Source organism: Allotamlana fucoidanivorans, from assembly GCF_006265225.1.
Taxonomy (GTDB): Bacteria; Bacteroidota; Bacteroidia; order Flavobacteriales; family Flavobacteriaceae; genus Allotamlana; species Allotamlana fucoidanivorans.
On sequence record NZ_VDCS01000014.1, the window covers coordinates 34,588 to 59,161 of the forward strand.

Below are 24,574 nucleotides of genomic sequence, written 5' to 3' on the forward strand. Positions count from 1 at the left end.
TAGTTTGTTTAATTTAACTATGTTTATAAGTGATTTGCTGCTTTCCTTCTTGGCAAATCTTCTTTTAAACCCTTTCTATTGAGTTTTTTCATGAATTATTAGTAAACCAAAATTAATTTAAATTCACTTCCATTTATTGATATATTTTACCAAGTATCAACTCAATTTTATCTTTGAATATACATCATTTTACTGCAATCAGAAAAAGAAAACCCATTGCCAAAAAAACAACGGGTTTCTATTTCTAAAAAAACGATTTATTAACTAAACTAACTTTTTATGACTGTTCTTTTAGAGGTAAGTTTGATATTATAATTTGACCACTTTTTCTATAATTAGAGTGCTATCTGCTTGTATTTTAAAAAAATACATGCCTGTTGGTAATGAAACTAAATTGATATTGGTTTCTGAATCCTGAGAATTAAATTCATTAACTAACTGCCCTGTATTTGAAAGCACTTGCACACTTACTTTGGTATATTTTTCTGAAAACTTTAGTGTAATATAATCTCTTGTTGGATTTGGATAAATTTGTAATCCGATAGTACTTTTTTCAATAGGTTTTGAAGATAAGGTTACACCTCCTAAGATGATATCTCCATCAATTCCTCCTACCGATTTTGAACTATTCCAAAGGGCATAAGCATTATCTTCATTTACATTCCAATTGATATGATTATAAACACTTGCTCTTACTTGATTTGGTGTGCCTGAAGTTCCACCTATATATACGCCGTAATTTTTATCCCATTTGTTAAGCGCTATATCTCCACCCGTTACGTCTATATTAAAACCAACCAAAGCTGTTGGCAAATCACAAAAGGAATTACCGCCACCAATACCCCATCCAGCTACTTGAACGCTTCCGCCATTATCAATTCCATTAGTATTTAATCCTGTTAACCACAAATCGCTATTATCGGCAGGATGCATGGCTGAATCACCCGCATAGATTAATACAGTATCTCCAGCAGGTGATAAATCCCAATCACCATCTGTTCCAAAGGTTTGCGATATATTACCTACCTGTGTTTCTATTCCCGCTATTACCGTAGTAACTACACCACTTCGTTGTAATTTAAAAATAGTCCCTGCTTCATGAGTATCTGTTGCTGTCCAACTAAATACATCATCAATGGAATAAGGACCACTATTACCTTCATTGAAACTACCATCGGTATTCCAACCTCTGTTTGAAAAACTCAAACTTGTTCCTGCGGTAATTTCTTTTAAAATAACAAAAGCTAGTTCACCCACATTTCCGCTTGCTGCCTTATATCCTACAATGGCAACATCACCGGCAGTTAACTGTGTAGGCAAAATCACATCAAAAATTAAAATACTTGCAGGGGTAGAATTCACAGAGCCGACTGTGGTAGATTGCAATGTTATGGTTACTGACTCACTTGCCTCTTCCATACTATCATCTCCCGCTACAATAGTAATTTCAGATGAATTGGTTCCTGATGCGATGGTTATATTTCCTGTAAGGGTGGTATAATCGTTACCAGCTGTGGCTTCACCACTTACGGTGTAGGTAACATCAATATCTTCTGATGCTAGAATCCCTTCTGGCAAGCTCACCTTAAACACACCATTCACATCGCCTTCAATAGCATCCGTTTCACCTGTTATACTAATTTCACTAATTTCACTTTCTAAGAGCAATTCATTACTTTCAAACAACCTATTGTAACCTGGCAATGTACCGTCATCCCATAAAAAGCTATGAGGGTGCCCTGCACCACCATCGTCATTATCAAACCATTGTGGCTTTACATCTTTAAACTCTTTTACTGTAGCCACCGCTTTATCAAGAATATCTTGAATAATTTGCTCTGCATTAGGTTCAGAAGCTCTTAAATCGGTCGTTTCGCCAGGATCATTTTCTATATCATATAAACGCCAGCTCCCGTTACCGCCAGTCTTTACAATTTTCCATTGTCCGTTAGCAATACCACCATTATGAAAACCATTATATGGTCTCATAATTAAAATATTTTCACCTGCTCTTGGATCTGTGCCTGCTATTAAATCATCCATAAAATCTACTCCATCTAATACCTTTTCTTCTGGAATAGTTCCTCCTGCCATATTTACCAGTGTAGGATAAATATCAAGAGCACTTAATTGATGGTTGTAATACGCTTTTGACGTAATTTGGTCTGGCCAATGCACAAACATAGGCACTTTATGCCCGCCTTCATTAACACTACCCTTTAAAGCCGCTAAAGGATAATTAACAGCTCCTTTACTATAAGTATACCCCCCATTATCACTTAAAAATATAATGACCGTATTATTAAATTCATTCATATCCTTTTTTAACTCTGTGACAAGGCGACCAATATTTTTATCCATATTAGTGACCATAGTAGCATAAGTGATTCTAGCTTGAGTAAATTCTTCAATTTTAGCTTGTCTTGCGGCCTCTATAGCATCTTGTTGTTCTTGAGGTGTTAGGGCATTATAAGCAGCATCTCCCATAGATGCTCTTGCCTCATCTTCCATTTTATCATCACTTACCTGATTTGCTTCAGACATATAGGTACTATTTCTAACCAAGTCTTCAAAATCTGGGTTATCGGATTTAAACTGAGCTATTTCAGCATCGGGTGCTTCTAAAGGTGTATGCGGTGCATTGTAAGCCAAATACATAAAATATGGATCGCTAGAAGGTGCATAAGTGTTTATGTAAGAAATAGCTTGATCAGTTAAAACATCGGTTAAGTAATCTTCATTTGCAGCATCGCTAAACTCACTTTCAGCCACATAACCACGATCACGCCATAAAGGATCTTGATATTCATTCGTTACTGGGTTACTTCCACCCAATCGGTTATAAAAGTTATCCTCATAACGCTCTTCAAAATAGTATTTTCCACCACCTAAGAATCCGAAGAATTCATGAAACCCTCTATCTAATGGTTGATACGAGCCTTCTTCAAAACCTAAATGCCATTTACCAACAGCAATTGTATTATAACCTGCATCTTGCAAAAGTTTAGGGAAATAAGTTTCATTAACAGGCACACCTAAATCACTGGTTATATCGTTTGGAAGATTGTATTGTGCTCCAATTCTATGAGGCATCATTCCCGTTAATAGAGCAGCTCTACTGGGGCCACAAAATGGATGTGCCACGTGTGCATTTTTACAAATTACACTGTTATCTGCTAATGTGTTTAAATTTGGTGTTGGTATAATTCCCAAATCTGCGGGAAACCCAGCTTCTCTATTAAAACCAACATCACCATAACCTAAATCATCTGCCAAAATAACAATTATATTAGGTTTCGTATTGGCAGTTTGGGCTTGAAGTTGCTTTGAAGAAATAATGGAAGTAATAAAAAGAAAAATAAATTTAAGTTTGTTAATACGCATTATAGCTATTATTTAGTTTAGACAAACAAAAATAATAGTCACAACTAAGTATCATTGGTTAAAAATTAACCATGATTAACACTGACTTAACCTATTTTTCTAATTGGAATTTAAAATACTCTTATATGGCCTCCCTAAACCCTTTAGGCGTAACTCCCATAATTTGCTTAAATTGCTTATTGAAATTGGTAATACTATTAAAGCCAACTATATAACAAACTTCTGAAACAGGGGAATTATCTTGAATCAATAATCTCGAAGCATTACGAATTCTAATTTCATTCAGAAACTGTGTAAAAGATTTATTTGTAGTCTTTTTAAAAAATCTACAAAACGAATTGGTGGTCATACAAGCCACATTTGCAATATCATCTAAACTGATGTTTGATGCATAATTATCTGAAATGTATTTTAACACAGTATCTATACGCTCAGAACTTTCGGTTGTAGATTGTCGCATGTCTGAAGACGAGAGTATTTTCTTTTCTTTTACTTTTGACAACTCATACAGAATATTTAACAACTTTAATTGTTGTTCTATAGGCGGTAATTCCGGCAACTTTATAATGTCACTATGAAGACGTTCTCCCGCATTTTCACCAAAACAGATACCAAACTTAGCTTCTTCTAAAAGATTGTTAATTTCAGCAAATTCAGGAACTTTAAATAAATCATTTCCTAGAAAGTCTTTAGTAAATTTAGTAACAATTGTTTTCACCTTTTGAACACTGCCTTCTTTGTAATACGAAGGATCGTTTCTCCATAAATGAGGTAAATAAGAACCTACTAATACTAAATCTCCTGGGTAGAATGGTTCTACACTATCTCCTACAAAACGAATACCATTACTTTGTGATATGTATAACAACTCAATTTCGGGATGATAATGCCAAGCCGCATCCAAACAAGGGACATCCCTTCTATGAATGTTTAACTTCTTAGTTATAGGGTTATCTGAATTTTTTAGTACTAGTTTCATTTAATCAAATATAACATTTTTTTATCGCGCGTAAAACTTAATGAGTGTAATTAACAAATCGTTACAAGCCAAATCATCACAGAATTTTATGAAAAAATCACCAATACAAGTACTGGTGATTTTATCTTAAATTGTAATATGGTAATTAGTTCAAACTAAAAGTTTTATCAAACTTAGGCATCCCATCAGCTTTCCACTCTTCTCCAGTTTTTACATCATGCCACCAAAGCGGTTGCACATGGAACCTGCTCCAAACTTCACCCTCACCTACTAGTTCTTTAACAACATCAGGATGCTTAGCACTTACATCTTTATTTTCACTAATATCGTTTTCAATGTTAAACAATTTCCATTTTTGATTATAGGCTTTAACCGCTTTCCATTCATTTCTTCTTACACTTACATCGCTAAAACCATTTCTATGCCTCATAATATAAATATTATCATCAGCATGTGCATTTTTTCCTGCTAAGAAATCTTCCCAAATATTTTTACCATCAAGTTGCTTTCCTTCTGGAACCTTAGCCCCAGCCAATCGCGTAAACGTTGGATAAAAATCTAAAGCCGAAACTAAATGGTTATATTTTTTTCCCGACGGAACAACGTTGGGCCAGTGAAAAAACATAGGTACTCTATGACCGCCTTCATAAACACTTCCTTTACCTTCTTTCAATGGAAAATTAGTTGCTCCTGCTGTAGTTTTACCGCCATTATCACTAAAAAATACAATAAGCGTATTATCTAGTTGATTTGTTTCTTGTAAGGCTTTAGTAATTCTTTCAATGCCACGGTCAACAGCATATACCATCGCTGCATAAGTTCTACGCTTTTCATCTTTTATATGACTGAATCTTTGCAAATCTTCTTCTTTTGCTTCTAATGGTGTATGTGGTGCATTATATGAAAGGTATAAAAAAAATGGCTCTTCTTTTTTTGAAGCCTCTGTAACAAAACGAACCGCTTCTCTTGAAAAAGCGTCTGTTAAATATTCTGTTTCATGTAACTTTTTACCATTGTGTTCTAAAGGAGATAAATAATCCCAAATTACTTTGTTGCCTTGTTTTTCTTGCTTGGCATACGCCTCACGGTATGCCTCTGGAAAATACTTATGCCCCCCTCCTAAAAAGCCATAAAAGTCATCAAAGCCTCTTTCATTTGGATGAAATTCAGGCGTAGCTCCTAAATGCCACTTCCCAATTAAACCTGTGTAATAATCTGATTCATCAAGCACTTTACTAATAAAAGTTTCTTTAGTAGAAATTCCTTGAGCTATAGTTTCACTATTAGGAGGTAAATTAAATTGAGCGCCTATTTTATGAGCATACAACCCTGTCATTAACCCCGCTCTACTCGGACCACAAAAAGGATGCGATACGTAAGCCGAAGTAAGTATAGTACCGTTATGAGCCAATTTATCTAAGGCCGGTGTAGTAATATCTTTTGATCCGTTAAAACCAACATCTGAATACCCTAAATCATCACAAAGCACCATTAAAATATTTGGTCTTTCTGGCGTAACGATTTTTTGAACTTCAGCTTGTTGAGACGTACTATTGTTTTTTGTTGAATGACAGCTAATCAAAGTAAACACAGCAAGACCAGATAACAGTTTTGAATATAATGAAGAATACATAGTTTCTTATTTAGTAGTCGTTTTAAATTAATCTAAAAATTCTCATGCATTGAACATACATGAGAATTTTGATTTTTGTTCTATTTTTTATTCATTTTTTCTCGCATCTCGTCTAGCCAAGGCTTCATTTCTTTATAAGGTTTTCCTGTAATTTTTGCTAACTCCGTATGAAATGTTTCACTAGCCTCTTTGTTCTTAGCTCTCATTTCTTCCTTTGTAATATCACCAGCTTTCATAGCCTTATTAGAGTCCATATAAGCGGTTACCATATCAAGTCTAACATCATAAAGTTTTTCTTTTTGACTATCATCTAAACCATATTCTTTTGCTGCAGCATCAACAAATATTTGGTTTTGTTGTTTATGCCATTTACTTTGCCCGTAACTTGAAGCAAAAGCTACTATCAATAATAATGTAAATACAATTTTCTTCATAATTCTCAATTTTTAAATTTAACTTAATTTATGTCTATTAATTATTTTTTCTGCCAAACTCTCACATATTCTATTTCATAATCAACCACTCCTGCTTCTTTTTTTTCATCTGGACTTTTTGCCATAAGTTCTTCCTTTGATTTTGGTACATCATGCCAGGGAAATGTTTCTTGGTCTAGCCATAAACTAATCGGTCTGTCGGCCACATACCCATTATAATCTTCTGGAAGATTTAAATTTTTCCTATTTTCTTTTGCCCATGCTGTAACTTGTTCTGCTGTAACTTCAGAGAACAACTTACCGTCCACAAAATATTTCATACCGTCTTCATTCCACTCAATACCATAAACATGGAAATCATCCGCTACTCTAAAACCAAGATCTTTTCTTTCCGTATAAGTGGGTTTTCCTGTTACTGGTTTGCTCCAATCTCTAATAGACCACCATAACTCACTATCTAAATGTGATTTCTTTTCATTACCAGTACCGCCGTATAATTCAAAAAAATCAATTTCTAGTTGTTCTCCCATGGCCCAAAAAGCACTTGAAACAGGAGCATCTGCTGCTTTACTTTTTATTTCTATATACCCGTATTTGAATTCTTTACGACCAATAAAACATGCTGTAGTAATATTTTCATATGGCATGGCTTCACCAAAAACAGGTTTTCTAATTTCATCGCTAAATGGAAAATTGGGTTCCCATCGTGTTTCAAGAATAAGTTTACCATCTACTAACCGGTAATTTCTTCCTGAAAATTGGGATGGCGCTCTACCTTTCCAAACTTTTTTATTAGGTTTATCTGGATGCTTATAAAATGGTTTTCCATCTTCAAACTTTCCTACAATATACCATCTATCTTCATCAATGGTTTCTGCATCAAACTCATCACTTACTGCAGTGTTCAGCACCCAATTACCTGTATTATTTGGATCAGAAAAAGGGACTACCTTAATGTTATTTACAGTTGCCTGACTACCTTTGCACCCTAGTGAGAGTGCTCCAATACCGCTCACCACAATAACCCCTAAAACTATTTTATTTACTAATTTTCTCATATTCTTATTTAGCATATTAATTTTCACTTTGTTGCCATACTCTTAAATACTCTATTTGATATTCTGCTGGCAAATCTTCTTCAGTTGGAATACCTAACCAAGGAAATGTTTCAGAATCAAACCAAATCCAATAAGGCACATCGGTAACCCATCGGTCAGGATCTGCACCATTATTGGTTAAAACCGATTTTAAAATAGTTCCTTCTGGGTGCAATTCACCATCAACATAAATTTTTATGTATTCAGCAGTCCATTCATAACCATACACATGAAAATCATCAGCTGTATTATGGTCTACCTGAATGTTTCGAGTATGTACAGGCCCTCTGCCATCGGGTAAATAATAGTAGTTTTTAGGATCCCAACTAATAATATTAAATTTCAATCTTTTTCTCCAAGTACCACTAGTTTTGTGTCCTCCAAACATTTCAAACATGTCTAATTCTGAGGAACGTGTGCCCGTTGTCCAAAACGAACTGGTTACAGGTGCCTTGGCAGACTTACACTTTATTTCCATGTAGCCATACTGAAACTGATTTTTACTAATCACAGCGGCTGTAGTGATGTTTTCATATTTATAAACCGTACCCCCAACTGTTTGGGTTTTATCACTAAAATTAAAGTCAGGCTCCCATTTTGAGACAATTTTCAATTTTCCAGATTCAACAACAGCATTGTTTATAGAAAATTGAGACGGGGCTCTACCTATGAAATTTGATTTGTAAATCCCATCTTTTCCTTGAATGTGCCACTTTGACTCATCTAATGTACCATCTTCAAACTCATCACTCATATCTTGGTTTAACACCCAATTCCCTGAGTTTGATTGATCAGATAACGGATAGTCTGGATTGGGTTCAGAGTTTCCACCTTCATTTCCATTATCAGGATTCTCTGTTTCAGGATTTTCAGTTTCAACAATCTCTTGAGGTGTATCAGAACTTGAACAAGATGCCATTGTTAACGCAAGAACTACAAGCACACTATACAGGCAATATTTAATCTTCATTTCAACTTTTTTTTTGACAATTTTAAACATGTAGGCTCTTCCTTATTAACAAGAACACCTCACGTACACAAAAGAAGAACAAAAGATTTAAGGATAAATGATAAAATTTACCCTCTTATAACATGATTTTACCAGTTTACAGGATTCTATGTTATTATACTATCAAATACGTAACAATAAGCCTATTATATTACTTACTAACATGAACTATTATCGCTCAAACACATTTGATGGTTTTACACTATTTTTACTTACCAAAAACCGTAATCACCAAGCTTCTTGACCCTCCAAAATCACGATGCTCACATAAATAAACCCCTTGCCAAATGCCAAGATTTGGTTTCCCGTTGGTAATTGGTATTTGTACCGATGCCCCAAGTAATGAAGCTTTAATATGTGCTGGCATATCATCAGATCCTTCATAAGTATGTTCGTAATATGATGCATTTTCAGGAACCATCATATTAAAATGGCTTTCAAAATCGGTTCTTACCGTATAATCCACATTCTCATTAATAGTTAAACTTGCCGAGGTATGCTTAATAAAAACTTGTAACTGCCCTATTTTAATTGTTTTAATTTCAGGAATAGCACTTAAAACTTCATTTGTTATGAGATGAAACCCTCTGGGGTAAGATTTTAATTTTATTTCGTTCTGAAAAAATAGCATTACTCTATATTTTTGTTGCTAGCTAATTTATCAATTATATTAAAAATACCTTCTTCCCTTATTTCAAATATTTACTATATTCACCTCATAAAATAAAATTGACATTTCATGAAAACCTATCTTGAAAACATAAAGACAAAATATTTTACTATAGTAATTATGTTTCTATTTTTCAGCAATTGTACTAATACAACGCCATTAGAGGGAGAAACGCAAAAACCAACTATTACACAATGGCACTTGGTAAATGTGTCTGGAGGTATTTCTGGGGTAAATATTGATTTTGAATTGGGAACTATTATTTGGATATTTGATATTAACCCAAATAACTATACAGATTTGCTATATGTTGAAAATAACAATGAAGATGACACGATTGAGGACGGTTTAGACCATGGGCCTTATCCTACATCAACAACCATAGCTGGAGACAAAATTTTCCTATTTGTTGATTCAGAAGAATATGGGGAGTTTATTTATTCTAACGACGATAAATTGGTTATCAATCAAAACAATAGAAGTAATGGAGAACAGGGTTCTGATGGATATATATATACCTTTGAACGCATGGTTGTTCCATTAGAATAGTAAAGAAATCAGGTTTTCTGTTTTTTCTTTCGAGCTGCAGGAAACAAGACATTGTTAAGTATTAATCTATAACCTGGCGATGTAGGATGCAAATCTAATTCTGTTTTAGCATCACCCACTCTGTGTTGATAGTCTTCTGGGTCATGCCCACCGTAAAATGTAAAGAATCCTTTTCCTTTAATACCGTGAATATACTTGGCTTCACCGTTAAACTTTGTTTCTCCTAAAATTAATACATTCGATTTTATTTCATCTCTGGTAAACGAAGTTGTTTGACCCATAAACCCTTTTACAAGTGCTGTATGATTTTGGCAGAGCATGGTGGGTATAGGATCCCATTTTGCAGAAAACTCCATTAACGAAAAATAATCAATAGTTTTTGAAACCATCCGTTTATTCGTCATATCAATAGACGAAAATTCATATATTTTAGGATTTCTTTCCAATAAAAAATCAGTAAAAGCAAATGTTTTACTGTAATCAATTTTATTTTGATACCCAGGATCACTGCCATCTCCATCAAACATAGGTTCGCAAATATCAACCCCCTCAGCAGCTAAGGCAATATCAAAACTATCTGTAGCACTACACATAGCAAACATAAAACCTCCACCAATAACATAATCTCTAATTTTTAAAGCCACCGCCAACTTTTCTTGTGATACTTTATCATAACCCAATGAATGTGCTAAAATTTCGGCATCTTTCTTTTCTTGAATATACCAAGCACTGGCTCTATATTGTGCATAAAACTTACCATATTGGCCTGTAAAATCTTCATGATGTAAATGCAACCAATCAAAAGCGAGCAACCCGTCATTTAAAACTTCTTGGTCATAAACAGTTTCATAAGGAATTTCGGCATATTGAAGCACCATGGTCACAGCATCGTCCCATGGTTGTTTGCTCTTAGGTGTATACACGGCAATCTTGGGCGCTTTCTCAAGAACTACTGCTTCCATATTTTTACTCGGGCTGCCTATTTCTTGAAGAATAGCTTCAGCTTTTGACGCCGAGACAACTTCAAATGACACCCCTCGTATCTGGCATTCTTTCTGAATAAAATCTGTATCTGGTAATAAAAATGAACCACCTCTGTAATTAAGCAACCATTTTATTTTCAGTTCTTTTTTTAGTGTCCAAAAAGCAATACCATATGCCTTTAAATGATTTTTTTGACTATCAATATCCATAGGAATTAACACATAAGATGCAAAAGCCTGAGAGGATATAAAAAGTAACAGAATGAATAGGGCTTTCTTCATAATTGTGAATGATACTCAAAAATTAAAATCTGATTCCTTTTTAATAATTAAATTATGGTTTAAGTCTTTAAAAAGGAACTTCGTTATCATCATCATTGAATGCACTTCCAAAAGCTTGATCTGGACTTGCCTTAAAATTATCTGCATTAAAAGAATCTTCTTGAACTGCACTATTCATCTTAGAATGAAATTCAAAAGGCGAATCAAAATCATCTAAATTATCAAACTTACCAAGATGTCCTAAGAATTTTAAACGGATATTCTCCAAACCACCATTACGATGTTTTGCCACAATAAATTCTGCTTGTCCTTCAGTTGGTGAACGCTCTTCATCATCCCATTCATCAATCTTATAATATTCTGGCCTGTAAATAAAAGATACAATATCTGCATCTTGCTCAATAGCACCAGATTCACGTAAATCAGATAATAACGGTCTTTTACTGCCTCCACGGGTTTCAACGGCACGAGACAATTGTGATAATGCAATGACTGGAACCATCAACTCCTTTGCCAAAGCTTTTAAATTTCTAGAAATCATAGAAATTTCTTGTTCACGATTTCCTCCATGACTAGTACCTCCTGTCATTAACTGCAAATAATCAATCATAATCATTTTAATGCCATGTTGAGATGCTAGACGCCTAGCCTTTGCTCTTAAATCGAAAATAGAAAGAGATGGTGTATCGTCAATAAATAATGGTGCTCTTTCTAAATCTTTTACTTTAACATTAAGTTGTTCCCATTCATGTTTTTCAAGTTTACCTGTACGAAGTTTTTCTGAAGACAAGCCTGTTTCGCTAGAAATTAAACGTGTTATCAATTGCACAGATGCCATCTCTAACGAGAAGAAGGCAACGGGAATGTTTTGATCTACAGCAATATTTCGTGCCATCGATAAGGTTAAAGCTGTTTTACCCATACCAGGACGTGCTGCAACAATAATTAAATCTGAAGGTTGCCAACCTGAGGTAAGTTTATCTAATTTATGAAATCCTGTTGGAATACCACTAAGTCCTTCTTTATTTGAAATTTCTTCAATTTTCTTCTTTGCTTGAATTACTAATTCTTGAGCAGTTTCACTAGACTTTTTAATATTACCTTGGGTAACTTCGTATAATTTAGACTCAGCGTTGTCTAGTAAATCAAAAACATCTTTCGTTTCATCATACGCATCCTCTATAATTTCACTAGAAATTTTGATTAAACTTCTTTGAATATATTTTTGCAAAATGATACGCGCATGAAACTCAATATGAGCTGATGACGATACTTTTTGAGTTAAGGAAATCAGATAAAAATCACCACCTGACACGTCTAATTTTCCATTCTTCTTTAACTGGGTAGAAACGGTTAATAAGTCAATAGGCTCACTATTTTCAAACAATTGAAAAATAGCTTCAAAAATATGTTGATGCGCTTCTTTGTAAAAAGCCTCGGCGCTTAAAATATCAATAACTTCATCAACACCTTTTTTATCAATCATCATAGCCCCAAGAACAACCTCTTCTAAATCAAGGGCTTGAGGCGGTATTTTACCTTTTTCTAGGCTAATCAGGGTACTTTTATCTACTCTGTATCCTGCTACTTGGTTAGGTTGTTTCATAACTACGAATGTAATTAAAAAGAAAGGGTTTTAGCTATTAAAAGTAGTTATCATTGTCAACTACTAATTAACAATTTAACTGTTAATAAGTTATAAAAATTGTGAATAAGTACAAAAAAAACTGAAACAAGTTGTTTCAGTTTTTTTACATACTAGTGTCTTAAAGACTTAGCCTTTAAATACACCCATATTTGCATATTTATCCATACGTTGAGAAACCAAATCTTCTGGTGATAAGTTTTTTAATTCTGCATATGATTTTTCAATAGCATCGCTTACCGCTTTAAAGGTCTTTTGTCTATCACGGTGCGCACCTCCAAGAGGCTCTTTAATAATACCATCAACAAGTTTTAATCGTTTCATATCAGAAGCTGTTAATTTTAAAGCTTCGGCCGCTTGTTCTTTGTATTCCCAACTACGCCATAAAATAGATGAGCATGATTCAGGTGAAATCACTGAATACCATGTATTCTCTAGCATCAATACCTTATCACCTACGCCAATACCTAAGGCACCACCAGAGGCTCCTTCCCCAATAACTACGGTTACAACCGGTACTTTTAGTCTGGTCATTTCTAAAATATTTCTGGCAATAGCTTCACCTTGTCCGCGTTCTTCTGCCTCTAAACCTGGGTAAGCACCTGGTGTATCTAAGAGTGTTACAACAGGAATACCAAACTTTTCAGCCGATTTCATTAATCGCAACGCCTTCCTATATCCTTCAGGATTTGCCATTCCAAAGTTTCTATATTGTCTAGTTTTAGTATTATAGCCTTTTTGCTGACCAATAAACATAAAACTTTGGTCTCCTATTTTACCTAAACCGCCAATCATGGCTTTATCATCTTTAAAGCTTCGGTCACCATGTAATTCTAGAAAAGAATCACCACAAATTGCTTTAATATAATCTAAAGTATATGGTCTATCAGGATGACGTGATAACTGAACGCGTTGCCACGGACTTAAATTTTTATAAATGTCTTTTTGAGTTTCCTTTAGCTTGGTTTCAATTTTACTACAAGTTTCAGAAACATCTACATCACTTTCTTTACCAATTATTTTACACTTCTGTAATTGGTCTTCAAGCTCTTTTATTGGGAGTTCAAATTCTAAATATTCCATTGAAATTTAGTGTTGCTATTTAAATCTTGGTTAGTATGCAAATATAAAAACTTTAATTATGTAAACAGGTTAAGAATTCTTTCTTTTTAATTTTCTTCGATTTTTCAATACGGCATTTAATACAACAACGCCAATAATAATCAAGGCTCCATAATAAAATGTATGGGTCATGCGTTCTTTTTCGGGAAACAAAATTACAGCCATAATGATACCATAAACAGGCTCTAAATTGTACGATAATACCACGGTATACGGACTAATTACTTTCATAACATACACAGAAGCAATAAAAGCATATGCTGTACATACCGATGCCAAAATAAACAGGTACTTTAAATCTGAAAAGGAAATATGGAAGAATGTTTCTGAAAAACCTCCACTACAGCACAAGATATAGATAGAAATAAAGCCAACACCACTTAAAAATTCATAAAAAGAAATAACTGTAGCTGTATGCTGCCTTAAAAACCGACCATTTAAAACCGCAAACAACGAGGAAAAGAAAGCAGACGAAACCCCTAATATAATGCCCTTTAAATATTTTATTTCACTTTGCGTAATTACAAAAACGCCCAAAACCACAAATAGACCAAATAGAATCTCATACCAAATGATTTTTCGTTTGTAAATAATGGGCTCTATTAGTGAGGCAAAAAAAGCGCCAGTAGAGAACATAGCTAAAGTAATGGAAATATTAGATGCTTTTATGGCTCCAAAAAAAGTAATCCAGTGCAAAGCTATAATAACACCTGCAATAGAGAGCCTTATTACAGATGCTAACGTTATCTTGATATTAATCTTAGCTAATTTAATATAGACGAACATTAATATAGATGCCATGAGCATTCTGTACCAAACTAAATTTACCGCATTTATTGATATTAATTCTCCCAGTATGGCCGTAAAACCAGCTATAAAAACTAATACGTGGAGGTGTAAATAATTTTTAAACTTAACGTTTGGCATTATACAAAAGATAAGCAGCTAAAATTCCGAAAATAACATTGGGAAACCATACGGCAACAAGCGGTGAGAAATCAGATTGCTCTGCCATAACACCAAATACTTTATCAAAAAAAACAAAAACCATGGCTATACAAATACCAACAGCCAGATTTACACCCATACCACCTCTTCGTTTCATTGAGGACACTGCTACGGCTATAATAGTAAGTATAAATACAGATACTGGCAGACTCCATTTTCTGTAAAGCACAAGTTTAAACCTTCCTACGTTTGAGGAGCCACGTTCTTCTTCTTTGGCAATAAATTCTTTTAAATCGCCATACATTTTGGTCTCAGCTGCATAAATAACAGGAATTAAATCATCTACTTCAAAATCAAAAACAGTATCTTTTTCTTTAATTATTTCAAGGGTATCTTCATTCTCCCCAATATCTCTTTTAAAATAATTAGTTAATTTATATGTGCTATCGGCTTCAATATATTTGATGTTTGATGCTGAAATTTTATAAGCCAGTTTATTATTTTCAAAATGTTCTAGTGTAAAATTATACCCCGTATTGTTTTTTACACTAAAGTTACTCACATAAATGATATCATTGTCATTAATCTGCCTAAATACGTTACTTGTTTCTACTGCAACTTTTCCTTTCTTAAAGTATTTATAACTAAAATCATTAAACCCTTCACTGGCCTTTGGCGCAAGAAATAATCCTAAAATAATCGCCAAAACAGCCACTATAAAAGAACCTATCATATAGGGTCTTAAAAACCGACTAAACGACACACCTGAACTTAGAAAAGCAATAACTTCTGTATTATTTGCCAACTTAGACGTAAACCAAATTACTGATAAAAAAAGAAATAATGGAAATAATAAATGAGCAAAGTAAATAGTGAAATCTAATAAATAAAGAAGCACTTCATTTAAAGGCACCTCATTCTCGAGTATTTTTCCAATTTTTTCAGCAAGATGTACGGTGATCCCAATAGGGATAAACAACAATAACATCATAAAAAATGTAAACAAATAGCGTTTGAGTATGTACCAGTCTAAGATTTTCATATTTACTATAAACGATTATCCATCTGTTTAACCATTTTTTTTTTCCACATTCTAAAATCACCAGCTAATATATGTTTTCTTGCTTCACGAACCAACCATAAATAAAATCCTAAATTATGGATAGTAGCTATTTGTTTACCTAACAACTCATTAACAGTAAATAAATGTCTTAAATACGCCTTTGAATATTCGGTATCAACATAAGTAATGCCCATCTCGTCAATGGGTGAAAAATCGGCCTCCCATTTTTTATTCTTTATATTTATGGTACCATGAGCCGTAAATAACATACCGTTTCTGGCATTACGTGTTGGCATAACACAATCAAACATATCAACACCTAATCCAATATTTTCCAAAATGTTAATAGGTGTGCCAACTCCCATTAAATATCTTGGTTTATCTTCGGGTAAAATAGAACAAACCACATCGGTCATGGCATACATTTCTTCAGCTGGTTCACCAACCGATAAACCTCCTATAGCATTTCCTACCGCTCCAGAATTAGCAATATATTCTGCAGATTGCTGACGCAAATCCTTATAAGTACTTCCTTGAACAATTGGAAAAAAAGCCTGACTATAACCATACTTTACTGGTATTTTTTCCAGATGATTTATGCATCTATCTAACCACCTATGGGTCATATGCATAGAGCGTTTTGCATAATTATAGTCACACGGATACGGGGTACATTCATCAAATGCCATAATTATATCAGCTCCAATGGTACGTTGAATTTCCATTACATTTTCAGGTGTGAACACATGATAACTCCCATCAATATGCGACTTAAATTTTACACCTTCTTCTTTTATTTTTCTATTAGCCGATAACGAGTAAACTTGATAGCCCCCAGAATCTGTTAAGATATTTCTATCCCAATTCATAAATTTATGCAAACCGCCAGCTTTTTCTAAAATATCTGTTGAAGGTCTTAAATAAAGATGATAGGTGTTTCCTAGAATAATATCCGGATTAATTTCTTCTTTCAGTTCTCTTTGATGCACGCCCTTTACCGTAGCCAATGTACCTACAGGCATAAAAATTGGGGTTTCAATTACACCATGATCTGTAGTTATTTTTCCAGCTCTGGCTTTACTTTGGGTATCTTGTGACTTTAATTCAAATTTCATTCCTACCATTTAAGTGGACAAAGATAAATAACTCAAATAGGATAATGATACCCTCTTTAGAAAATAATAACGCTTTGGCAACGTTTTTGATTATATATTGAAAACCTCAAAAAATTCTGAACATTATGAAACACGAAAAAACAGTTTACAATCGTCAAAACATGCAGAGACATTCCGTAAAACTATTATTTAGCTTTCTTTTACTTACAGCTTTTCCTAGTTTTTTAATAGCTCAAGAAGCCCAAGGGTTTGGCTTAAAAGGTGGTTTAAATTATAATGCTAATGGAAATTATTTTGAATCTATTGAAAGTAGCGCCGAAAAGCCTAGCGCCAACGCAGGATTCCATTTGGGTATATTTGGAAAAGTAGGTTCTAAAGTTTTTTTAAAACCTGAATTAGTATATACCAGCACCAAGAGTAGATATGATAGTGGTACGCTTAAGCTTCAAAAACTTGATGCTCCCGTACTTGTTGGTATAGATGTTATAGGCCCTTTAAGTGTTTTTGGCGGACCATCCTTTCAATATATTGTTGACTCTGATTTTAATGGTATCACCTTAGGAGATATAGAAAATGATTTTACAGTTGGACTCAATTTTGGGATTGGTTTTAACCTTAATAAAGTAGGTATAGATTTAAGATATGAACGCGGATTTAACGAAAATGAAGCTACTTTTATAAACAATAACATTATAAACACCAAAAGCCGCATTGATACTAGGCCCAATCAATTAATTTTGAGTTTATCGCTTATTTTATAAACTTTAAAAAAAGCCTCCACATCGGGAGGCTTTTATATTTTAGTTAAGATTAGACTCTGTTTCTTCTGGATCTAAATACTTAGGAATTCCATTTTTACCAATGTCGTTTGTAGGATCTCCATCCCCTTTTCCATCAGGTCCATCAAGATCTTCATTTATTGTATTTACACCATCACCGTCATCATCAGGATCGAAAAAATCAGGTATACGATCACCATCTGTATCATCATTTGTAAGTTCGCCATCACCATCAATATCTTCTTTATAAGACGGCACATTATCTTCATCATGATCATTTTCAGACATCTGATACAAATCAAACTTGAAAATAATAGGAGAATACGCTGGAATCCCGGCTGTTCCACTTGAAAAATAGGCCAATCCAGAAGGTATAAACATAACACCTACCCCATGGTTTAAAAAGTCAACCGTTCCATCCTCATTTTCTACAAAATCTTCTGCCGTTCTAAACTCAGGTACTACTTTTCTCCATCCAGGTATTAATGAGGTTAAATCAAAAGTTACTGGTGTAGCAGCACTATCAAAAACCTTATTATCTAAAGTAAACCCTTCATAATTCACCACCACATTATCAGCAAAAGTTGGTGATGGTGCCTCTGGGTTTACATTCGTATTTAAGTCTAAATAATAAACTTCATATTTGGTTTCCGCAAAAGTCACCAGCTTCATCAATGTATCATTTACTAACAATCTGCTTCCTTCAGGAACACTCTCTCCCTCTTCTAATTTAGTAATAATAAGGTCTGAAATACTAGGATTGGGATTAGGGTTAGTCCCATCAAAATCACTGGCATTATAATAATGGGTCTCTAAATAGTCTATTAACAACTGTTTATCCTCCTCTTGCTGTTCTGTTCTATCTCGTTCTGGAATTACAGGAATATCATTATCATCTTTTTTACATGATACAACACATAGGTTAAAACACAAGAAAACTAAACTTAATATCTTGAACTTCATTCTTTTCAATATTTATTTTTGCCTAAAATTTATTGCTATTTTAGCCTGCAAATTTTGAATTTAGATTTATAGGCAGGAATCTATATTATTCCTTATTTTTGAGGTCGCAAGATACAATATAATTGTAAAGTTGTGCAACAAGATTAACTAAGTTTTATTAATAATTACATGCGGGTAGACAAGTACTTATGGTGCGTTAGATATTATAAAACCAGAACACAAGCAACTGCGGCTTGCAAAAAAGGACAAGTACGTGTAAATGAAGATGTTGCAAAACCTAGCAGAGAAGTTTATGCTACAGACGTTATTGAACTACGCAAAGACCAAATTAGGTATAAACTTAAGATTAATGACTTACCGCCTAATCGTGTAGGAGCCAAACTGGTAGATATTTATAGAACCGATCAAACCCCTAAAGAAGCCTTTGAAGCCAAAGAATTATTAAAATATTCTAAAGACTATTACAGAAAAAAAGGTACCGGACGACCTACAAAAAAAGATAGACGAGATATTGATGATTTTACGAATGAAAATGAGTAATTTTATCTTTTAATTTTACAACGAACACTATGGATGTTGAAAATAACGTCATACTAAATCACCAGCAGATTAATCATAAAATAAGACGTATTGCCTTTCAGATATATGAAAGTAATGTGGACGAAAAGGAAGTTATATTGGCAGGAATTAGTACCAATGGCTATATGTTAGCTAAAAAATTAAAGCAGGTGCTTCAAAAGATTTCAGATATAACGCCTATTCTTTGTGAGGTTCATGTTGATAAAAAACAACCTTGGACAGAAATTACAACGTCTTTATCCTCTGAAGCGTATCAAAACAAATCATTAGTTCTCGTTGATGACGTTTTAAATTCTGGGACTACCCTCATTTATGGTGTAAGACATTTTTTGGATGTACCTTTAAAACAATTCAAAACAGCCGTACTAGTAAATAGAAATCATAAAAAATATCCAGTAAAAGCTGATTTCAAAGGAATATCGCTATCAACTTCTTTACATGAACACGTTAATGTCATCTTAGACGGAAAAATATTTGAGGCCGTATTAGAATAGCTCTAATAGAATGTCTTCAATAATATCATCTTTTTCCTTTCCATCAATTGAGACATGAATTTCGGCTTGATTGTAAAACGATATACGCTCAAAAAGATGCTTACCTATAAACTCGGTCATCTCTTCTAAAGTTTTGATATGAGCAATTAAAGGACGTTTTGCTTTTTTTCTTAAAAGCTTTTCTGCAAGCGTTGGAATTGTGGCTTTTAAATAAATGCTTTTTACATGAGGGGCTTCTAAAATAGTATTCATATTGTTGCTATAACAAGGCGTTCCTCCTCCCACTGACAAAATGATATCTTCTTTAGATTTTAAAACCTCTTTTAAATAATAAGCTTCCTGCTTTCTAAAATATACTTCACCTTTAGTTTTAAAAACATTGGTAACAGACATATCTTCTTTTTCTTCAATTAAATCATCTAAATCAATAAAATTGTAATTTAATTTATCTTTTAGTTTTTTTCCAATTGATGTCTTTCCTGAGGCCATATAGCCTATTAATACAATGATCATTATTACCTTACAAATTGATTATTAAAAACATAGATTAAAGCGGTGCAAAAAAACAAAAATTTCTTCAAAAAAAGCATTGTTTTATTAATTAAAGATTATATATTTGCACCCGCTAACCGCACTAGGATAGTGAAAAAATATTGACCTGGTAGCTCAGTTGGTAGAGCATCTCCCTTTTAAGGAGAGGGTCCTGGGTTCGAGCCCCAGCCCGGTCACCAAAAGCCTGAAACTCTAGTTTCGGGCTTTTTTATTCTACAAACAACCCAAACAAAACACTAATTATCAACACGTTAACCTCAACTTTTAAAATGGGTTAAAATTTCGATTATCAAAGCCTTGTTTTATTGATTAAAGGTTTTATATTTGCACCCGCTAACCGCAATAGGATAGCGAAAAAATATTGACCTGGTAGCTCAGTTGGTAGAGCATCTCCCTTTTAAGGAGAGGGTCCTGGGTTCGAGCCCCAGCCCGGTCACCAAAAGCCTAAAACGTTAGTTTTGGGCTTTTTTATTTTGATTTAGTTTTTAATTTAACATACCCAATTATAAGCTCTCCCGATGTAGTTTTACCTAGCAATTTTCCTGCAAAATTAGCGTTCGTAATACCATTTCCTTGTCCATTAAATTCAATTATTAAGTCGTTACCTTGTTTTCTCACTTTTTTTACAGAAGCTCCTTTTCCAAAATCTACAACTTCTGGTGCTCCAAATTTTAAGGAGGCTAAATTTATATCATTTTGAGCATCAAATCCGTCTTCAGAAATTACAAGAATTTTTATGGTCTTTGTAGTATTCGTTATCAAGTCTTTATTTAATAATTTTAATCGCTTATGTTTAGTTAAGGGTACTATTATATTCTTTGAATTATGGTTGTCTCTCGCCAAATCATCAGCCTTTGGAACATCAATAACTGCCAGTGATAAATGGGTTGCTCTACCAAATTCATCTTGAAGTATATGAGGTCTTTCTAATTTATACCAATATGTTTTTGTACCGTCTTCATACATTGTGCTATTAGCAGTGTAGGCCGTACCTGGATTAAATTTCCAATTTACTCCATCTGGAGATCTTAAATAAATAGCCCTATAATCCCAAAACGCATTTATAATCATATGAAATTGCACATCATCCTTCCACAAAACAGGATCTTCATAATTTGAATTTCTATATTTCTCGGGTATTATTATATTGCCTTGTATTGGCTTGGTAATAACTTTATAAGGCCCCAATGGGTTGCTTCCCTTACTCTTCATAATGGCTCCTCCTTTGGTTACAAATAAAAAAGTATCATCTAACAATTGCACTCCAGACAAGTTTCTATAAAAGCGATAAAAAAGTTCTGGTTTTTCAGGAGCCCCCTCAGTATCTACTTCCATAATACCTAAATGTTTCCATGGTCCGTTCATAGTGTTTGATTTAAACAAATGTGCTTCCCAATCGATTAAAGAATACAGCAAATAAGACCCATCATTTAAAAGAACAATATCTGGATTATGACCAAAACCGTCAGCAAATTGATAAGCGATACTATCTTTAACTTTGTATGGACCAGTAGGTTCGTTAGACTCGACATGGGCAACTGTTGAGTTTGGCCACTCCCAATGTCCTTTTGTAGCATTTGCTGGCCATCTGGTAACACACATATGGTATTTGCCGTCTTTATCTTTAACAGGTCTTCCTCCCCAATAGCTCCAGTTTGGATCTTCAATACCATTGTCTATATCTCTTGGTACAACACCTGGTGCTCCCCAAGTATTAGCGCTCAACTTTTTAAATATGGGCATGGGTTTAATTAAATCACTAAATGAAGCGCCTTTTACCATTTTCACTTTGGCTTTACTTAATTTAGAAGCCTCACTTCTATTTCCGCTGTAATCATGTGCATAAATCCAATATGTATTTTCAACACCTTTGGATGGTGTAAAATCTAAATAACTCGTTGCATTCAAATGATAGGCAATGGGTTCCTTATTTTGTCCATGTGCATCACCTCGATATACCGAATAATAGGAGACATCTTTACTGAGACTTTTATCCCAAGAAACTTTTACTTCTGCATCAAAACTTTCAGTAGCTACATTTAATGGAGGGAGCGGTTGACTACCATCTTTAAGCCTAATTGTCAATTTATTAGAACCAACAGACTCTTCTTTATTAAGCCGCGTTACCACATAAGTATATTCTACTCCTGGTATAAAACTACTATCAATAAGCGAGTTATTGGGTGTTTCTCCAATTACATGGTAGACCATATTTCCTTTTAAACTGGCCTGGCCTCTATAAACTTTAAATATAGAACTACTATCTGCATTAACATCAGTCCAACTTAAAGCAATAGTTTCCTGCTTTTGTTTTCCGTTAAGTTTTGGCCCCGCAAACTCTGGTGCTTGAACCGCTATATTGACATAGTTTAAATAAACCTTTATATCTTTTTGAGAATAAAACCTTACTCTAACAAAAGGAAGTCCTTGTGAGGCATCCTGATTATTAATCCTATAAATACCTTGAAAATGTTCTGTGATCTTATCTGATCCTTTTAATTTTACTTTTTTTGCCAATACCCGCTCATAATCACCAAAAACTAAACTTAATGATAACGTACCTTCACTAATATATTCTAAATCGGCACCAAAGCTCCAATTAATAATATCACCAACTTTTGGCTCTTGATATTTTGGATTAGAATTTAAAACCTTAGATTCCGCAATGGACTCTTCACACATTGAAAACAAGCTACCTTGATGAAGCCCAATAGCTTTTTCATCTTCTCCTTTGATGATGGAAGTTTTCCAATATGGCGATTGCTCTGCTCGTCTCCAATATCCCCAAACCATTGAAAAATCACCGTCATAAACATTATCAAAAGGTGCGTTATCTCCTAACAATACTATTTGAGCCATTGATAGTGAATGTATAAAACATATAAAAAGTATACCTAAGAGGTTTTTAACTGCCATATTTTACGTTTAGTTTAATTAGTCTAGTTTAAACTTAACCTCCTACATGAATAGTCATGCATGATTAAGCATTTATATTTTTCCCGAAAATAATGTTTATAAAGAAAATAGACAATTATGAACTTGCACTAAGTTTCCATAAAACAAGGAGAGTCTAAAAACAAAAAAAGCCCTTCAATAAAAATTGAAAGGCTTGGTATTTTTGGGTGGAAGATCGGTCTCGAACCGACGACCTCCTGAACCACAATCAGGCGCTCTAACCAACTGAGCTACAACCACCATTTTGGCATTTTTGCAATGCGTGTGCAAATGTAAACGATTTCAACGTTATCTACAAAGACTTTTTTCAATATTTTATTTAAAAAAGTAAATTTAAAATTCTAGTGTTCATAACTACTTCAAATCAAATAAACTATCAACAGCCACATAACGTTCAGCCGAAAAACCTTCAGCATATTCCACACCTATTAATCTACCCAAATCTCTAGCTCGATAGATAACACTATCGGTAAAATTTTTACTTGAAATTGGGGTTTCAGGTTCCTTACTATTGGCATCGTAAAACTGTGTTTTATAAGCCAGGACGGCCTTCATTTTAATATCCATAAATCCAGAAACATCAACCACAAAATCGGGCTCTATATTCTTCCATTGCATATAATGATATACTTGTTTTGGCCGCCAAGATTGCTGTAATTTATCTTCTAAATAGGTTTCTATTTTTATTAATCCGCTTAAGAAACAAGCATCACTAGCTAGCCTACTTCCTTTAGGGTGATCAATATGCCTGTCATCAATAGCATTACACAATACAATGTCTGGTTGGTATTTTCTTAAAACTTTTATAACTTCTAATTGATGCGATTTATCATTAATAAAAAACCCATCAGCAAAGCCTAAATTTTCTCTAACACATACACCCAATATATCAGCTGCTTCCTTAGCTTCTTTTTTTCTGGTTTCGGCAGTACCTCTAGTACCTAACTCTCCCTGTGTTAAATCTAAAATACCTACTTTTTTTCCCTTGGTCACTTCTTTGGCTATTATGGCCGCACAGCCTAATTCAACATCATCAGGATGAGCCCCTATTGCCAGAATATCTAATTTCATATTTCTACAATTTCGTATGTTTTTTTAATAAAATTTAGATGAATTACGTTAATTACAAAAATCTAAATCATAAAAATGTGTGCTTTTTTATGAATATCTAAATAAGCAAAATTACTATCACGTTTTCGCTTATGTCATTTATAAATAAAATTGTAAAAATATCACAATTATTAAAAAATGAGCGCTTCGCAAAAATAATGACTAATATCATAATAATTGGAGATTATCGCATGTAGTTTTACACCGTAAACAATCAAGCACTCTTAGG

The 24,574-nt window shown here is 33.8% G+C and carries 21 protein-coding genes and 3 tRNA genes; 6 read left to right on the forward strand and 18 right to left on the reverse strand.

All coding sequences use genetic code 11. The features are described from left to right. Positions 1-309: 309 nt before the first annotated feature. From FGF67_RS14125 to FGF67_RS14155, 7 genes are all read right to left on the reverse strand, one after another. Positions 310-3,384, reverse strand: coding sequence for a sulfatase-like hydrolase/transferase (locus FGF67_RS14125; RefSeq protein WP_139698415.1), 3,075 nt, complete (start codon positions 3,382-3,384; stop codon positions 310-312). 121 nt (positions 3,385-3,505) lie between these two features. Continuing rightward, the gene (locus tag FGF67_RS14130; RefSeq protein ID WP_139698416.1) at positions 3,506-4,363 is read right to left on the reverse strand and encodes an AraC family transcriptional regulator; all 858 of its coding nucleotides are present in this window, start codon (positions 4,361-4,363) and stop codon (positions 3,506-3,508) included. A gap of 145 nt (positions 4,364-4,508) precedes the next feature. Then, complete coding sequence (locus FGF67_RS14135; protein ID WP_139698417.1) at positions 4,509-5,996, reverse strand: sulfatase-like hydrolase/transferase; 1,488 nt, start codon at positions 5,994-5,996, stop codon at positions 4,509-4,511. A gap of 80 nt (positions 5,997-6,076) precedes the next feature. After that, on the reverse strand, positions 6,077-6,430 hold the full coding sequence (locus FGF67_RS14140; RefSeq protein ID WP_139698418.1) for a hypothetical protein: 354 nt from the start codon (positions 6,428-6,430) through the stop codon (positions 6,077-6,079). A gap of 41 nt (positions 6,431-6,471) precedes the next feature. Next, a complete protein-coding gene (locus FGF67_RS14145; protein WP_139698419.1) occupies positions 6,472-7,488 on the reverse strand; it encodes a family 16 glycosylhydrolase in 1,017 nt (338 codons plus the stop codon). A 16-nt stretch (positions 7,489-7,504) separates the two neighbouring features. Then, the gene (locus FGF67_RS14150; RefSeq protein ID WP_158293224.1) at positions 7,505-8,497 is read right to left on the reverse strand and encodes a family 16 glycosylhydrolase; all 993 of its coding nucleotides are present in this window, start codon (positions 8,495-8,497) and stop codon (positions 7,505-7,507) included. 247 nt (positions 8,498-8,744) lie between these two features. Then, positions 8,745-9,167, reverse strand: coding sequence for a secondary thiamine-phosphate synthase enzyme YjbQ (locus FGF67_RS14155; protein ID WP_139698421.1), 423 nt, complete (start codon positions 9,165-9,167; stop codon positions 8,745-8,747). A gap of 108 nt (positions 9,168-9,275) precedes the next feature. Between FGF67_RS14155 and FGF67_RS14160 the strand changes: the two genes are divergently transcribed. Next, entirely contained in the window at positions 9,276-9,755 is a 480-nt protein-coding gene (locus FGF67_RS14160; protein ID WP_139698422.1) for a hypothetical protein, read from the forward strand. 8 nt (positions 9,756-9,763) lie between these two features. Here FGF67_RS14160 and FGF67_RS14165 read toward each other — a convergent pair whose 3' ends face one another. From FGF67_RS14165 to tgt, 6 genes are all read right to left on the reverse strand, one after another. Further along, complete coding sequence (locus tag FGF67_RS14165; RefSeq protein ID WP_199240693.1) at positions 9,764-11,020, reverse strand: asparagine synthetase B; 1,257 nt, start codon at positions 11,018-11,020, stop codon at positions 9,764-9,766. A 67-nt stretch (positions 11,021-11,087) separates the two neighbouring features. After that, positions 11,088-12,626 carry a replicative DNA helicase gene (gene dnaB / locus FGF67_RS14170; protein WP_139698423.1) on the reverse strand — a complete coding sequence of 513 codons (1,539 nt, stop codon included), beginning with the start codon at positions 12,624-12,626 and terminating at the stop codon, positions 11,088-11,090. Positions 12,627-12,794: 168 nt separating this feature from the next. Next, a complete protein-coding gene (locus FGF67_RS14175; RefSeq protein ID WP_139698424.1) occupies positions 12,795-13,748 on the reverse strand; it encodes an acetyl-CoA carboxylase carboxyltransferase subunit alpha in 954 nt (317 codons plus the stop codon). 69 nt (positions 13,749-13,817) lie between these two features. Then, positions 13,818-14,714, reverse strand: a complete 897-nt coding sequence (locus tag FGF67_RS14180) for a DMT family transporter (protein WP_139698425.1) — start codon at positions 14,712-14,714, stop codon at positions 13,818-13,820. Then, a complete protein-coding gene (locus tag FGF67_RS14185; RefSeq protein WP_139698426.1) occupies positions 14,701-15,777 on the reverse strand; it encodes an LptF/LptG family permease in 1,077 nt (358 codons plus the stop codon). The genes FGF67_RS14180 and FGF67_RS14185 overlap by 14 nt, the downstream gene beginning before the upstream one ends. A 5-nt stretch (positions 15,778-15,782) precedes the next feature. Then, complete coding sequence (tgt, locus tag FGF67_RS14190) at positions 15,783-16,913, reverse strand: tRNA guanosine(34) transglycosylase Tgt (RefSeq protein ID WP_139698427.1); 1,131 nt, start codon at positions 16,911-16,913, stop codon at positions 15,783-15,785. A gap of 161 nt (positions 16,914-17,074) precedes the next feature. On the opposite strand from tgt, the gene FGF67_RS14195 reads away from it, so the two are divergent. Next, on the forward strand, positions 17,075-17,674 hold the full coding sequence (locus tag FGF67_RS14195; RefSeq protein ID WP_139698491.1) for an outer membrane beta-barrel protein: 600 nt from the start codon (positions 17,075-17,077) through the stop codon (positions 17,672-17,674). A 39-nt stretch (positions 17,675-17,713) separates the two neighbouring features. Here FGF67_RS14195 and FGF67_RS14200 read toward each other — a convergent pair whose 3' ends face one another. Beyond that, positions 17,714-18,655 carry an FKBP-type peptidyl-prolyl cis-trans isomerase gene (locus tag FGF67_RS14200; RefSeq protein WP_139698428.1) on the reverse strand — a complete coding sequence of 314 codons (942 nt, stop codon included), beginning with the start codon at positions 18,653-18,655 and terminating at the stop codon, positions 17,714-17,716. 168 nt (positions 18,656-18,823) lie between these two features. Here FGF67_RS14200 and FGF67_RS14205 point away from each other — a divergent pair, with 168 nt between their 5' ends. Beyond that, the gene (locus FGF67_RS14205) at positions 18,824-19,195 is read left to right on the forward strand and encodes an RNA-binding S4 domain-containing protein (protein WP_139698429.1); all 372 of its coding nucleotides are present in this window, start codon (positions 18,824-18,826) and stop codon (positions 19,193-19,195) included. A gap of 29 nt (positions 19,196-19,224) precedes the next feature. Continuing rightward, the gene (locus FGF67_RS14210) at positions 19,225-19,728 is read left to right on the forward strand and encodes a phosphoribosyltransferase family protein (protein ID WP_139698430.1); all 504 of its coding nucleotides are present in this window, start codon (positions 19,225-19,227) and stop codon (positions 19,726-19,728) included. Here FGF67_RS14210 and FGF67_RS14215 read toward each other — a convergent pair. Then, positions 19,720-20,241, reverse strand: coding sequence for a shikimate kinase (locus tag FGF67_RS14215; protein ID WP_139698431.1), 522 nt, complete (start codon positions 20,239-20,241; stop codon positions 19,720-19,722). The two genes, FGF67_RS14210 and FGF67_RS14215, sit on opposite strands and share 9 nt — an antisense overlap. A gap of 142 nt (positions 20,242-20,383) precedes the next feature. Here FGF67_RS14215 and FGF67_RS14220 point away from each other — a divergent pair. Continuing rightward, positions 20,384-20,459, forward strand: a tRNA-Lys gene (locus tag FGF67_RS14220). A 184-nt stretch (positions 20,460-20,643) separates the two neighbouring features. Then, positions 20,644-20,719, forward strand: a tRNA-Lys gene (locus tag FGF67_RS14225). A 29-nt stretch (positions 20,720-20,748) separates the two neighbouring features. Here the strand turns inward: FGF67_RS14225 and FGF67_RS14230 are convergent. The 3 genes from FGF67_RS14230 to bshB1 form a co-directional block, all read right to left on the reverse strand. Beyond that, on the reverse strand, positions 20,749-23,196 hold the full coding sequence (locus tag FGF67_RS14230; protein WP_139698432.1) for a hypothetical protein: 2,448 nt from the start codon (positions 23,194-23,196) through the stop codon (positions 20,749-20,751). Between the two features lie 204 nt (positions 23,197-23,400). Next, positions 23,401-23,476, reverse strand: a tRNA-His gene (locus tag FGF67_RS14235). Between the two features lie 113 nt (positions 23,477-23,589). Then, positions 23,590-24,306 carry a bacillithiol biosynthesis deacetylase BshB1 gene (gene bshB1, locus FGF67_RS14240; protein WP_139698433.1) on the reverse strand — a complete coding sequence of 239 codons (717 nt, stop codon included), beginning with the start codon at positions 24,304-24,306 and terminating at the stop codon, positions 23,590-23,592. Positions 24,307-24,574: the final 268 nt, after the last annotated feature.